Genomic DNA, 12843 nt, shown 5'->3' with positions numbered 1-12843 from the left:
GCGGGGATGGAAACCGAACAGGTGAACATCGTCGCCCGGGGCATCACCCAGAACGTGCTCGTCGCCGGGCCGGCGGACGGCAGCCCGGTGCTGCTGATCCACGGGAACTGCTCGTCCGCCGACTTCTGGCGTCCACTCCTGCGCCACCTGCCGCCCACCCTTCGTGTGGTCGCGCCCGACCTGCGCGGCTACGGCGCGACCGAGGCCGCACCGGTCGACGCCACCCGGGGCCTGCGTGACTTCGCCGACGACATCGCCGCGCTCTTCGACGCCCCGGGCCTCTTCGGTGCGCCCGGCGCCCGGCCGGTGGTGGCCGCACACTCGATGGGCGGCGGCGTCGCCATGCAACTGCTGATCGACCACCCGGACCGGATCCGCGCGCTGCTGCTGGAGGCACCGGTCTCGCCCTACGGCTTCGGTGGCACCCGGGACGAGGACGGGACCCCGATCAGCGCGGACTTCGCCGGCACCGGCGCCGGTACGGCCAACCCCGACTTCGTCGCCCGGCTGGCGGCCAAGGACCGGGGCGCCCAGACGCCGACCAGCCCGCGCAACGTCATGCGGACCGTGTACGTGGCCGACCCGGCCAGCCTCGGCGACGACGAGGACCTGCTGCTGGAGAGCATGCTCAGCACCGCAACCGGCGAGGCGAACTACCCCGGCGACGCCGCCGCGACCGTAACCTGGCCGGGAACCGCACCGGGGCGTCGCGGCGTGCTGAACACCATGGCGCCGAACCACTTCCGGGTCGCCGACGACCTGGTCGCCGTGCCCGTCAAACCCCCGATCACCTGGGTACGCGGCGACGTCGACGCGATCGTCTCGGACACCTCCCTCTTCGACCTGGCGTACCTCGGCTCGCTTGGCCTGGTCCCCGGGTGGCCGGGTGCCGTCACGTGCCCGCCGCAGCCGATGGTCGGCCAGACCCGGGCCGTGCTGGACCGCTACGCCGCCGCGGGCGGGACGTACCGCGAGGTCGTCTACCCCGAGTGCGGGCACTCCCCGCACGTGGAGCGCCCCACCGAGTTCGCCGCCGCACTGCTGGACCTGATCGGATGAGCGGCGGCCACGACGGAGCGGACCGGGCCGTGCCGTACCTGCGGCGGACGGTGCCGGTCGACGGCGGAGAGTTGACCGTCGGCGAGTGGGGACACAACAGCGGACCCGTGCTGCTCGCCGTACACGGCATCACCTCCTCCCACCTGGCCTGGTCGGTGGTGGGGGAGCGGCTCGGCGTCGACCACCGGCTGGTCGCGGTCGACCTGCGCGGCCGGGGCGGCAGCCGGGACCTGCCCGGCCCGTACGGCATGGCCCGGCACGCGGCCGACCTGGTCCGGGTGATCGAGGCGTACGGCGGCGGCCCGGTGGTCGTGCTCGGCCACTCGATGGGCGGATTCGTCGCCATCGAGCTGGCCCACCGTCACCCGGAACTGGTCCGGCGCCTGGTGCTGGTCGACGGCGGCGCACTGCTGCCCGCCCCGCCCGGACTCGACAGCACCGCCGACGAGCAGGCCATCTCGGCGGCGATAGCGGCGACGGTGGGACCGGCCTTCACCCGGTTGAGCATGACCTTCCCGGACCGCGAGTCCTATCGGCAGATGTGGCGCGAGCATCCCGCCTTCGCCGACTGGACCCCGGCGATGCTCCGGTACGTCGACTACGACCTGGTTGGCGTGGCCCCCGAACTCCAGCCCTCCTGCCGGCTGCCGGCGGCGGTCCGGGACGCCCGGGACCAGTACGCGTACCCCGGCGTCGAGCCGACACCGCTGCCGGTGCCGGCGGTCTTCCTGCGCGCGCCCCGGGGTTTGCTCGACGAGCCGGACAAACCCCTTTACCCGGACGGGTACGCGACGCACTGGTTGCCCGGTGTGCGCGAGGAGACGGTGCCCGGGGTGAACCACTACACCATCGCCCTCGGCGACACCGGTGCCGCCGCGATCGAGTCGGCGGTCCGCGTCGCCGGCTGACATGGCACACTCGCGCGCAGAAAACTTAGCGGCCGTTCACCCACGGGCGGCCCGGGAGCGGCGGAGGCGGCTGTGGCACGCGAGATCACCAGCGTCGGCGTCATCGGACTCGGCACCATGGGCGCGGGCATCGTCGAGGTCTTCGCCCGCAACGGCGTCGAGGTGCTCGCGGTGGAGATCTCCGAGGAGGCACTGGAGCGGGGACGGGCCAACCTGACCGGATCCACCGACCGGGCTGTCGCCCGGGGCAAGCTCGCCACCGAAGCGCGCGACGCTCTGCTGGGCCGGGTCACCTTCGCCGTCGGCCTGGCCGTGCTCGACGACGTCGACCTGGTCATCGAGGCGGTGCCCGAGCGCCTCGAGCTCAAGCGGCGGCTCTTCGGCGAACTCGACCGGATCTGCCGGCCGGACACGATCCTCGCCACCAACACCTCATCGCTGAGCGTCACCGAGATCGCGGTCGCGACGACCCGGCCACAGCAGGTCGTCGGGCTGCACTTCTTCAACCCGGCGCCGGTGATGAAGCTGGTCGAGGTTATTCGGACGGTGGTCACCGCACCCGAGGTGGTCGCCGACGTCGAGGCGCTCTGCGGCCGGCTCGGCAAGGTCGACGTCACCATCGGCGACCGCGCGGGTTTCATCGCGAACGCCCTGCTCTTCGGCTACCTGAACCAGGCGGTGGAACTTTTCGAGTCCCGGTACGTGACCCGCGAGGACCTCGACGCGGCCATGCGCCTCGGTGCCGGCCTGCCGATGGGCCCGCTCGCCCTGCTCGACCTGATCGGGCTCGACACCGCGTACGAGATCCTGGAGACCATGTACCGGCGCGGCGGACGCAACCGCCGGCACGCCCCGGTCCCGCTGATTCGGCAGATGGTCACCGCGGGCCTGCTCGGCCGCAAGACCGGCCGCGGCTTCTACACCTACCTTCGCCCCGGCTCGGGCACCGTCGTACCGGACGAACTGACCCCGCCGCCGGTGGAGCCGACCGACGTCGACGCCGCGCGCACGGTCGGTCTGGTCGGTCCGGGACCACTCGCCACCACCCTGGCCGAGGGTTTTGTCGCCGCCGGCTACCGGGTCGTCGAGGTCACCACCGACGAGGCGGAACTGGCCCGGCTGGCCGAGGTCGACCTCGTGGTCGAGGCGGTCGTCGACGACCTGGAGACCAAGCGGTCCCTCTTCGCCCGGCTCGACCAGGTCTGCCGACCCGGTGCGGTGCTCGCCACCACCACCTCGGTACTCCCGGTGATCGACCTCGCGATGGCGACCGGTCGTCCGGCCGACGTGATCGGGCTGCACTTTCCCCGCCCGGTCGGGGAGCGGCAACTCGCGGAGATCGTGCTTACCGTCCGGACCTCGGCGGAGGCCACCGCTGTCGCGCGTACGGTCGCCTCGGTGCTCGGTCTGACCACGGTGGTCTGCGCCGACCGGCCCGGGTTCGTGGTCGACGCGCTGCTCTTCCCGTACCTGAACGACGCGATCCGGATGCTGGAGGCGTCCTACGCGACCGTCGAGGACGTCGACCACGCCATGCGGCTCGGCTGCGGCTATCCGGTCGGTCCGTTCGCGCTGCTCGACCAGGTGGGACTGGACGTGGCGCTGAAGATCCAGCGGGGCCTCTACGGGGCGGCGCGGGAACCGGGTCTGGCCCCCGCGCCGCTGTTGGAGCAGTTGGTCACCGCAGGTCACCTCGGCCGGGCGACCGGCCGGGGCTTCCGGGAGGCGACGGTCAGCTCTTGACCCGTACGGTCACCCCGGCGATGTCGGTCTTGCCGTCGGCGGTCAGCCGGTAGACGAACTTGTCGCTCTGCGTGTGCTGGCCGTTCGGCGTGTAGAGCACCGTACGACGACTGGTGATCTGGAGCTTGCCGTACTTCGGCGGCGTGACGATGGTGATCTTCGTGGCGCTGGTGTAGAGGTCGTTCGCCAGCACCGGGATGTCGACCTTCTTGGTGCCCTTGGTCGAGGCGGTGTCGTCGTCGGCGAGCGGCGCCGCGCCGAACCCGCCCCGCCCGTTGCCGATGAAGTGGGTGACCTCGCCGGTGCTCTCGTTGGTGGTACGCACGTCCGGGATGCCGTCGGCGTTCGCGTCGACCACCGTCGCGGCCCAGTACGAGTCACCCCAGGGGTCACCCTCCAGTTCCACCGCGGTGCCGTTGTCGAGCAGCACGACCACACCGGTGAAGTTCTCGCCGCAGCCCTCGAAGTAGGCGATCAGCACGTCGGTGGCGCCGTTGCGGTTGAAGTCGGCGAACTCGTACGCGGGCCAGCCGCTGCACCATTCGATCGGGCCGCGTACCAGTTGCCCGGAGGCGGTGTTCAGGAAGGTGAGGAAGCCGTCCCCCTGGTCGGTCCACTGGTAGACGTCCTGGCGGCCGTCGCCGTTGAAGTCCGCCAGCCCGATGTAGCTCGGCTGGTAGATCGCGTCGAAGCCGCCCGCCGGTTGGTAGTCCCGGAGCACCAGCAGGTCGGTCTCCACTCCCGGCGGCCGGCCGTCGAACCAGGCGAGCACGAGTTCCACCGTGCCGTCGCCGCCGAGGTCGACGACGACGCCCATGTCGGGGCAGTAGCCGTACTCGCCGGGGGTGTCGTAGGTGTACGTGGTGGGAGCACCGTATCCGCCCGCGCCGTCGCCGAGTGAGACCTGGACACCACACTCGTCCGCACCGCCACCGGCCAGCACGGCGCGGTCGACCACGCCGTCGCCGTTCAGGTCACCGTAGAGCGGATCGCCCTGGCCACCAGCCCAGGCCGACGGCGCCGCGCCGACCACGGCCAGCGCAGTCGCGACCGCCAGGGCGCTGATGCGTTTCCTCCACATGATGTTGCCTCCCCGCCTTCAGACCAGCCTTCCTGGCCAGCCGCTTGCCCGACGATGCCGGTCTGCCGGACCGGCTCGGGCCCGGACATCGACCGTGCCTGAGGCGGGTCGGTGCCGGGTGGTGCCGGCTCGGAGCGCCGGCTGCTAACAGACGATGCCGGGTCGCGGGTCGATCCGGAACGCGGTGACGGTGATCTGTCTTTCGACCTGACCGGGCGGTCGGCCGGGTATCGGCCGGTACGTCGACCGCGATCGGTCGCCGGTTGTCGGGGTGCACGGGTACGTCCTGTTCGGGGTCGACGGGTGTGCTCTGTCCTGGGGTCGACGGGTGCGCCGCCGGTGGTGTGGACGGGAGCGCGGGGGTACGGGGCGAGGCGCCCCGTACCCCCCGGTGCCCGTCGTTCAACTGATCCTGAGGGAGACTCCGGCCTCGGAACTGCGGCCGTGGTCGGTCAACCGGTAGACGAAGCGGTCGGTCTTGCCCGGCTTGCTGCTCGGCGTGAAGACCACGGTGCGGTCACTGGTGATCCGTACGGTGCCGTACTTCGGCGGGGTGACGATGGTGATCTTCGCCTGCTTGGTGGCGGCGTCGTTGGTGATCACCGGGATGCTCGTCTTCTTGCTGCGGCTCACCGAGGCCCGGTCCGACACTGCCTTCGGTGTCTTGAGGAAGCTGCCGTCGCCGTTGCCGACGAAGTAGGTGATCTCACCGGTCACGGTGTTCTTGGTGACCACGTCGGGGATGCGGTCGGCGTTGGTGTACTGCACCTTCACGGTCCAGAGGTGGTCGCCGTACGGGTCGCCCTGAAGATGCCAGGCCATCCCGTCGTCCCGGATCACCACCACCCCGGAGAAGTAGTCGGCGCAGCCCTCGACGTACGCGATCACCACGTCCATCGCCCGGTTGCCGTTGAAGTCGGCCAGTTGGTACTGCGGCCGACCGGAGCACCAGGCGACCGGGCCCGGGGTCAGGCCGCCCACGGGTGTGTTGAGGTAGGTGGCGAACCCGGCCCCCTGGTCGGTCCACTGGTAGACGTCCTGGCGGCCGTCGCCGTTGAAGTCGGCCAGCCCCATGAAGCTGGGCTGGAAGATCGCCTCGAAGCCGCCGGAGGGCTTGAAGCTCTCCAGCACCAGCAGGTCGTGTTCGAGCGGGTAGGGGCGGCCGGCGAACCAGGCCAGGACGAGTTCGATGTCGTTGTCTCCGCCCAGGTCGACCGCGACACCCAGGTCCGGGCAGTTGGGCTCCGGCCCGTCGAGCGTCAGGTACGGGTACTCGGTCGGTGGCAGGTAACCGCCGCCGGACTTACCGAGGCGTACGGAGACCGTGCAGTCGAGTAACGGGGCGCGGTTGACGGACGGGGCGGTGTCGAGCATTGCCTGGTCGACCACACCGTCGCGGTTCAGGTCGCCGAACATCGGCTCACCTGGCCCCCCGGCCCAGGCAACGGGCGCCACCGCACCCAGAGCAGCCACGGTCGCCGCGACGGCCACCACGGCTACGCGCTTTCCCCACATGAAAATCTCCTCGCCGCACGGGTCGGCCCCCGCAGAGCCGAACCTCTATTCACGGACGTTAGAGCGTTTATGGGGACAACCAGAACTTACTGACCGTGATCTGACATTCGTCTTGTGTTAGGAATACGGGGCGCGGAGGTACATACTGTCTCCCGCCCGGGCGGCATCGTATTCTTCTGAATGTGAGTCCCCGTCGTAATCGCCCCCGCTCGACCGACGCCGCCCCAATGGACGGCGAGCGGGCGCGGCGTGGCGTCGAGGCAGTGCAGAGCTGGCAGGACGGCGACTGGCAGGTGCGGGCCATCACCGCCGGCGGTGCGGTCAAAACGTACCGCTGTCCCGGCTGCGAGCAGGAGATCCCGCCCGGCACGGCGCACCTGGTGGCGTGGCCGGCCGACGGTCGCGGCGACCTCACCGACCGCCGGCACTGGCACAGCGGCTGCTGGCGCGCGCGGGACCGCCGTGCGCCGAACATCCAACGTTCCCGCAGCGCCCCCCGCTACGGCTGACCGGTGCAAGGAAGGGCCCCTTGTTATCGCTTTCCGTTGTACAAGGGGCCCTTCCTAACCGGCGCCTAACCCGGGCCTAACCGGGGGCTGAGCGGTGGCGTGGCGGTGCCGCGCGGTGGGGGGATCTTTGTCACCTCGAACCGTCCCGGCCGGCGCGATCGCCGTCCACGCGCGAGACTGGGACGGTGAGCACAGCGATCCGCGCGTCGTCCATCCTTCCCGCCCGGCGGGAGAAGATCGAACTGCAGACCGCCGATGGGCTGCGCCTCGTCGGTGAGCTGGCCCTGCCGGCCGACCGACCGCCGGTCGCCACCCTGATCTGCCTGCACCCGCTCCCGACACACGGCGGGATGATGGACAGCCACGTGCTGCGCAAGGCCGCCTGGCGGCTACCCGCCCTCGCTGACCTGGCCGTGCTCCGGTTCAACACCCGTGGCACCAGCAGCGTGCAGGGCACCAGCGAGGGCGAGTTCGGCAACGGCATCGCCGAACGGTTCGACGTGGCCGCCGCGATCGAGTACGCGGAATTCGCCGATCTCCCCGACATCTGGCTGCTCGGCTGGTCCTTCGGGACCGACCTGACCCTCAAGTACGGTTGCGAACCGGGCGTGACCGGGGCCATCCTGCTCTCCCCGCCGCTGCGCTTCTCCACGCCCGAGGACCTGACCGTCTGGGCCGAGTCCGGCAAGCCGTTGACCGCGCTGGTGCCGGAGTTCGACGACTACCTCCGGCCGGACGAGGCACGCCACCGCTTCGCCGCCATCGGGCAGGCCGAGGTCGTCGGGGTGCCCGGCGCCAAGCACCTCTGGGTCGGCGACGCCGAAACCGTGCTCGACGAGGTGGTCCGGCGGGTCAATCCGGCCGTACCGGTGCCACTGCCGTCCACCTGGGACGGTCCGATGACGTACGGCGACGCCAGCGCGTACGCCGACCGTACGGTTGCCGCCTTTGGTGAGCGGCCGGCGGGGCTGGGACAGGCCGCTCAGACGCCCGGCGTGGCGGACTGAGCCGGACCGGCGACCTCCACCGCCGGCAACTGCGTCGGCGGTGGCCAACCAGCCAGCCAGGTACGGCGCGCGGCCCAGACCTGGCGCCAGTAACCGGCCCGGCCGGTGAGCCGGGCGCCGGCGGCGCGTACCGCCACTCCGGCGGCGAGCAACGCCCGCCCGGCCGCCGCCCGGCGTGGGGTCCAACGCAGCCTCAGGTACGTGGTCTTGCCCTGGAGCAGCATGATCCGTTTGTTGACCCCGGTCGACGAGGCGCCACCGACGTGCACCACCCGGGCACCCGGCACCAGCACCGGGGAGGCGCCGAGCAGGGTGGCCCGGTGGCACAGGTCGATGTCCTCGCTGTACATGAAGTAGTCCGGCAGGAACCCGCCCAGTTCGGCGAAGAGCGACCGCTGCAACAACATCAGGCAGCCGGAGGCCGCCGGCACTCGCGCCGGCATCGATCGGTCCAGCCCCGGTAGCTCCTCGGGGTTGAACAGCCGGGAGCGGCGGAACACGGTGGAGAGCCCGGTGGCGAAGCAGACGTAGCCCCAGAGCGAGGGGAGGGCGAACGCCGAGCGCCCGTCGTCGGTCCGGTCGTCGTGCAGAGTCCGTCCGGTGTAGACCCGGTGTTCCGGGTTGGCCCGGGCGTACGCCACGAACTCGCCGATCACGTCCCCGACCAATTCGGTGTCCGGGTTGAGCAGCAGGATCCAGGTGCCCCGGGCGCGGGACGCACCCACGTTGACGGCCCGGCCGAAACCGACGTTGCGGGTCAGCCGTACCACTCGTGCCTCGGGGAACTCGTTCTCCACCGCCTCGGCGGAGCCGTCGGTGGAGGCGTTGTCGACCACGATCACCTCGTACGACCCGGCCGGACTCGCCGTACGGAGGGTGCTCAGGGCACGCCGGATCAGGTCACGGGTCTGGTAGGAGACGATGACGACGCTGACCGCCGGGGTTGTCGGACCGCTTGTCATCGGGGGGCTCCTTCCGCCGGCACCCGGCTTGACTCGTCCCGACCCCAGGCCCCCTGGCTCGCCCGGCGGCTGGAGATCCCGGCCGCGATGGTGAGCGCCGCGTAGCAGACCCCGGCCGGCAGCAGCCACGGTCGTGGCAGCACCACGTCGACCAGCCAGGACGCGCGGCGGGCTCGGCGTACCCGGGTGTCGGTGGCGCGCATCGCGGTGTTGCCGGCACGTACCCGGCCGAGTCGGCGAAGCAGGTCCCCGGTCCGCCGGGGGGTCGCGACCACGAGGGTCACCTCGGCGACCTCCCGCTTCTCACCCACCTCGAAAAGCGAGTCGAGGAAGAGGTCGTCGGCGATCTGGTCGGGGAACCGATCGAAGCGGGCCCGCCCGGCGGCGGAGAGCACGATCGCGCCCCGCCCGAAGAGCGCGTCCCGGAAGGCTGGTAGTCGCGAGTTGACCGCGTAGTAGGCGCGTACCAGCAGGGGCCGGCCGGTGGTGTCCAGCCGCCGGGCCGGTGCCGCCGCGAGCAGGCCACCGCCGCCGGGGGCGGCGGTGGTCGCGGCGGCGAGCTTGCGGGCTCCGTCGGCGGAGAGCGGGATGTCCGCGTCGAGGTAGATCCGGGGGAAGCGGGTCGCCGCCGCGTCACCGGCGTTCAGCGCCGCCGACTTGGAGGCCTCGACCAGTTCAAGCACCTGTACGCCGGGGATCGACCGGGCCAGCTCGGCGGTCGCGTCCGTGCAGCCGTTCGCCACGACCACCACCTCGAACTCTCCCGGTTCGGCACCGTCGAGCAGTTGGCGCAGGCATCGGGGAAGCACCGCCGCCTCGTTGTGTGCGGCTATCACCACGCTGGTCACCAGGGCGCCCGCCCGGTCAGGGCGAGCCGGATCCGGCGCGTGACGGTACGCCGTCGGCGCCGCCAACCCTGGTATTCGCGCAGGTCCAGCGAGGCGGCCTGGACCACCCGGGCGGAGTGGCGCATCTGTTCGGTCCACTCGGCCACGGTGGTGACCCCGGTCCGCTTGGCCGAGAGCGGCCGGCGGGCCATGAAGTCCTCGTCGGTCAGGTAGATGGTGTGCGGGCTGCGCGGGTCGTCCATGTGGTCCTCGGGCAGGAAGGGGTGGTACCACCCGTTGATCCAGCCGAGCCGGGCCCCGCGCAGGCACCAGGTGGTGAAGGTGTCCTGCTCGGTCAGCGGGCCGACCTGGCGGACCATTTCGCGCTTGAGCAGATAGCCGCTGCCCTGCACCCAGTGGTTGCGCATCAGCCGGTGCCCGTTCGGGTAGTCGGCCAGCTTGGCGGCGACCAGTTCGTCGTCCACGTCCTCGTCCGGGAAGCGCCAGGTGCCGATCACCCCGAATTCGGGTACGTCGTCCTGGGCCTGGCGCAGGGTGTGCAGCCAACCGGGGTCGGGCAGGCAGTCGTCGTCCACCTTGCTCAGCAGGTCCCCGGTCGCCTCCTGCCAGAGCCAGTTGGTCGGTTCGCGCAGGCCGGCGTTGACCGGGCTGTGGTGGAACCGGTGCACCCTCGGGTGATCGCGCAGTTCCTCCACCGCGTCCAGGGTGGGCTGGTCGGTGCCGTTGTGCCAGAGCCAGACCCGGGCGTCGGGCGGGCAGCTCGCCAGCAGGTGCGGCAGGGAGAGCCGGACGTACTCCGGCCGGTCGTACGTGATCATGAGAATGTCGATACCGGTCACGCGTACACCTCGGTGGTTCGTTCGGTCATGACGCCCCGCTGGAGTTGATGCGCTCGGCCCGGGTCAGCCGCCACAGCGCCCCGGCGAGGCCGAGCAGCAGGTGCACCGTGATGAAGTAGGTGGTGAAGTAGAGCGCGTCGAAGGTGAAGGCGGAGACAGCCGCCACGCCGATCGTCACCGCCAGTACGGCCGCCAGATCGCGGTCCCGCTCGCTCGACGCGAACCGGCGGACCCGGCCGGCGACGACGATGCCGATCAGGAAGAAGAGCGCCAGCCCGGCCACCCCGACGATGCCGGTGCTGACGAGGGTGACCAGCCACTGGTTGTCGAGGAGTTGGTACAGCTCGGGTAGCCAGGTGCCGACGCCGCGACCGAACCAGAGCCGTTCCTTGATGTACGGCGCGACGAAGGCGTAGTCCTCCAGCCGCCCCTGCACGCTCGGGTCGTTCTCGCCCGCGAAGAGCAGCGCCCGCAGGGTTGCCAGCAGGCCGGGTTTGCCGACCTGGATCAGCGCGGCGAGGAAGAACCCGATCACCAGGACGTTGAACGTGGTCCGCAGCGGCCAGACCAGGATGAAGAGCAGGATCGCGGCGGCGAGGGCGAGCACTCCGGTCCGGGAGAGCGAGATCGGGATGACCGCTGCCTGGATCATCGCCAGGGCGCCGTAGATCTGCCGACCGCGCCGGTTGTCCGAGAAACGGGCGTAGTGGATCGCCACCACCAGCCCGATCACCATCAGCACGCTGAACTCGATGTAGTGCCCGGCGGTGCCGGCGACCCGGACCAGGCCACCGCCCCCTCGGGCGTCGAAGCCGATCAGGTCCTTCTGGAAGACCAGCAGGGGCGGCAGCTTGAGGTAGGTGGTGAAATCCACCCGGAGGATGAACTGGGCCAGCGCGAAGAGCGCCATCACGGTCGAGCCCCAGGCCAGGGAGCGCAGTACGTGGTCGATCCGTTCGCGGGTGAGCACCCCGTCCGCCGCCGCGAGCAGCACGCCCGCCCCGGCCAACGCCATCAGGATGGTCCGGTCCGCGCTGTTCGCCTCCAGCACCGACATGCCCCGGGCCTCACCGGCGATGTACGACACGCCCATGGTGGCCAGGTAGAGCGCCAGGGCCCAGCGCATCGGCTGCTGGCCCCGCGTGACCAGGGTGGGGTGCATCCGGGTCAGGGCCCACCAGACGATCAGGAAGAACCCGATGATCACGCCGGGCCGGCCGAGCGTGGTCAGCGGCGGAAAGATCAGTCGCGCGGGCAGCAGGTAGGAGAGGAGAACGGAGGCGATCAAAGCCGCGGTCGCGTCCGGGAAATGGCGTACGCGGGGGGTCACCCCGTCGTACACGGTGGCGGATCGTCGCGAGGAAAGGTACGTGGGCACGTCATCCGCTCCGTCGGTACGTCATCGGGCCGTGGTTATTTGCCCGTGTCGTCGGCGGGACGGCGGACCGCGGTGAGCAGGATCGTGTCGTCGGACTGCGGCGCCCGGACGAAGTCCGCCGAGACCTGCTGCGGTGCGCCGCCCGACCGCTCGCCGGCGCTGGGATTGCCCTGGCCGCCGAGGTTGCCGACCACCTGGGTGGCGTCGCCGGAGTCGGAGCCACCCTTCGGCCCGGGGATCGGCCGCCGGGCGGCACCGACCGTGGCCTGTCCGGCGTTCCACGCCATCGACGGACGACCGCCGTGCCGATCGGCGAGCCGGGCGCGGTCCCGCCGACGGACGATGGCGTCGTAGCCGACCGAGGCGGCGGCGGCGAGCAGCAGACCGATGGCGACCACCACGATCTGGGCCCGGAGCACGTTGGAGCGGGACTGGACGATGTTCAGGCCCGGGTCGAGCACCTGCGTGGTGATCTGCTCGCCGGCCTTCGGCTTGTACTCGGCCTGCTTGCCGGCCACCTCTTCGCCGACCAGCTTGGTCACGGCGGTGACGGTGGCCAGCGCTTCTCCGTGGCTGGCCGCGGTCACGTCGATGGTCAGGATGGGGCTGCGGTTGACCAGCCCGACCTCGTAATCGGGATTGCCGCCGGCGGCCTGCACCTTGGCCCGTGCCTCGTGCGCGGAGATCGAGATCTGGACGGCCTGGGCCATCGAGTTCTCGCCGACCCGCAGCCACGGGTTGCCCGGCTGAGGGCTGGCGTTGGGCGCGGGCGCGGCCGGGCTGGTGGTCGGTGGCACCAGGAGCACCGCCGCCGAGGTCTTGTATTCGGGCTGGATCGCGGCACCGAGCGTGAATGCGGCCGCGAGGGTCAGGACCACGACCGGCGTCGTGACATACCATCGCCGAAACATGAGTTTCAGCAGGTCGAGAAGGTCCATCAATCGACCCCTTTAGGTGCGCGAACGGATGCGTCAGAGAATTGGTGAGGTTGGTC

General features: G+C 71.0%; 12 protein-coding genes. 5 read left to right on the top strand and 7 right to left on the bottom strand.

All coding sequences use genetic code 11. The features are described from left to right. Positions 1-6: 6 nt before the first annotated feature. The 3 genes from BDK92_RS11695 to BDK92_RS11685 all read left to right on the top strand — a co-directional run bounded on the left by BDK92_RS11695 (position 7) and on the right by BDK92_RS11685 (position 3710). The gene (locus tag BDK92_RS11695) at positions 7-1059 is read left to right on the top strand and encodes an alpha/beta hydrolase (protein WP_121156736.1); all 1053 of its coding nucleotides are present in this window, start codon (positions 7-9) and stop codon (positions 1057-1059) included. Next, positions 1056-1967 (top strand): alpha/beta hydrolase, encoded by a 912-nt coding sequence (locus BDK92_RS11690; RefSeq protein WP_121156735.1) that lies wholly within the window; start codon positions 1056-1058, stop codon positions 1965-1967. Before BDK92_RS11695 ends, BDK92_RS11690 begins: the two co-directional genes overlap by 4 nt. A gap of 72 nt (positions 1968-2039) precedes the next feature. Beyond that, entirely contained in the window at positions 2040-3710 is a 1671-nt protein-coding gene (locus BDK92_RS11685) for a 3-hydroxyacyl-CoA dehydrogenase family protein (protein WP_121156734.1), read from the top strand. Here BDK92_RS11685 and BDK92_RS11680 read toward each other — a convergent pair. Both BDK92_RS11680 and BDK92_RS11675 read right to left on the bottom strand, forming a co-directional pair. Then, positions 3700-4791, bottom strand: a complete 1092-nt coding sequence (locus tag BDK92_RS11680; protein ID WP_121156733.1) for an FG-GAP-like repeat-containing protein — start codon at positions 4789-4791, stop codon at positions 3700-3702. The genes BDK92_RS11685 and BDK92_RS11680 overlap by 11 nt on opposite strands. A gap of 402 nt (positions 4792-5193) precedes the next feature. Then, positions 5194-6306 (bottom strand): Ig-like domain-containing protein, encoded by a 1113-nt coding sequence (locus BDK92_RS11675; protein ID WP_147456964.1) that lies wholly within the window; start codon positions 6304-6306, stop codon positions 5194-5196. Positions 6307-6533: 227 nt separating this feature from the next. Here BDK92_RS11675 and BDK92_RS11670 point away from each other — a divergent pair, with 227 nt between their 5' ends. After that, a complete protein-coding gene (locus BDK92_RS11670) occupies positions 6534-6815 on the top strand; it encodes a hypothetical protein (protein ID WP_211349603.1) in 282 nt (93 codons plus the stop codon). Between the two features lie 185 nt (positions 6816-7000). Further along, positions 7001-7822, top strand: a complete 822-nt coding sequence (locus BDK92_RS11665; protein WP_121156730.1) for an alpha/beta hydrolase — start codon at positions 7001-7003, stop codon at positions 7820-7822. On the opposite strand, the gene BDK92_RS11660 is transcribed toward BDK92_RS11665, so the two are convergent. Genes BDK92_RS11660 through BDK92_RS11640 form a run of 5 tightly spaced genes read right to left on the bottom strand, consistent with a single transcriptional unit; the run spans position 7798 to position 12787 of the window. Beyond that, entirely contained in the window at positions 7798-8784 is a 987-nt protein-coding gene (locus BDK92_RS11660; RefSeq protein WP_121156729.1) for a glycosyltransferase family 2 protein, read from the bottom strand. The two genes, BDK92_RS11665 and BDK92_RS11660, sit on opposite strands and share 25 nt — an antisense overlap. After that, positions 8781-9632 (bottom strand): glycosyltransferase, encoded by an 852-nt coding sequence (locus BDK92_RS11655; RefSeq protein ID WP_121156728.1) that lies wholly within the window; start codon positions 9630-9632, stop codon positions 8781-8783. The genes BDK92_RS11660 and BDK92_RS11655 overlap by 4 nt, the downstream gene beginning before the upstream one ends. Beyond that, positions 9629-10471, bottom strand: coding sequence for a glycosyltransferase family 2 protein (locus tag BDK92_RS11650; protein ID WP_121156727.1), 843 nt, complete (start codon positions 10469-10471; stop codon positions 9629-9631). Before BDK92_RS11650 ends, BDK92_RS11655 begins: the two co-directional genes overlap by 4 nt. A 25-nt stretch (positions 10472-10496) precedes the next feature. Beyond that, positions 10497-11849 (bottom strand): O-antigen ligase family protein, encoded by a 1353-nt coding sequence (locus BDK92_RS11645; RefSeq protein WP_147456963.1) that lies wholly within the window; start codon positions 11847-11849, stop codon positions 10497-10499. A gap of 35 nt (positions 11850-11884) precedes the next feature. After that, a complete protein-coding gene (locus BDK92_RS11640) occupies positions 11885-12787 on the bottom strand; it encodes a Wzz/FepE/Etk N-terminal domain-containing protein (protein WP_121156725.1) in 903 nt (300 codons plus the stop codon). Positions 12788-12843 lie beyond the last annotated feature (56 nt).

It is taken from the genome of Micromonospora pisi (genome assembly GCF_003633685.1).
Classification (GTDB): Bacteria; Actinomycetota; Actinomycetes; order Mycobacteriales; family Micromonosporaceae; genus Micromonospora_G; species Micromonospora_G pisi.
The sequence above is the reverse complement of the archived record's forward strand: the minus strand, read 5'-3'. Positions and strand labels throughout refer to the sequence as shown.

Coding starts and splice junctions, on each gene's coding strand:
- BDK92_RS11695 (WP_121156736.1), top strand. CDS start 7: ATGGAAACCGAACAGGTGAACATCGTCGCCCGGGGCATCACCCAGAAC.
- BDK92_RS11690 (WP_121156735.1), top strand. CDS start 1,056: ATGAGCGGCGGCCACGACGGAGCGGACCGGGCCGTGCCGTACCTGCGG.
- BDK92_RS11680 (WP_121156733.1), bottom strand. CDS start 4,791: ATGTGGAGGAAACGCATCAGCGCCCTGGCGGTCGCGACTGCGCTGGCC.
- BDK92_RS11675 (WP_147456964.1), bottom strand. CDS start 6,306: ATGTGGGGAAAGCGCGTAGCCGTGGTGGCCGTCGCGGCGACCGTGGCT.
- BDK92_RS11670 (WP_211349603.1), top strand. CDS start 6,534: ATGGACGGCGAGCGGGCGCGGCGTGGCGTCGAGGCAGTGCAGAGCTGG.
- BDK92_RS11660 (WP_121156729.1), bottom strand. CDS start 8,784: ATGACAAGCGGTCCGACAACCCCGGCGGTCAGCGTCGTCATCGTCTCC.
- BDK92_RS11640 (WP_121156725.1), bottom strand. CDS start 12,787: ATGGACCTTCTCGACCTGCTGAAACTCATGTTTCGGCGATGGTATGTC.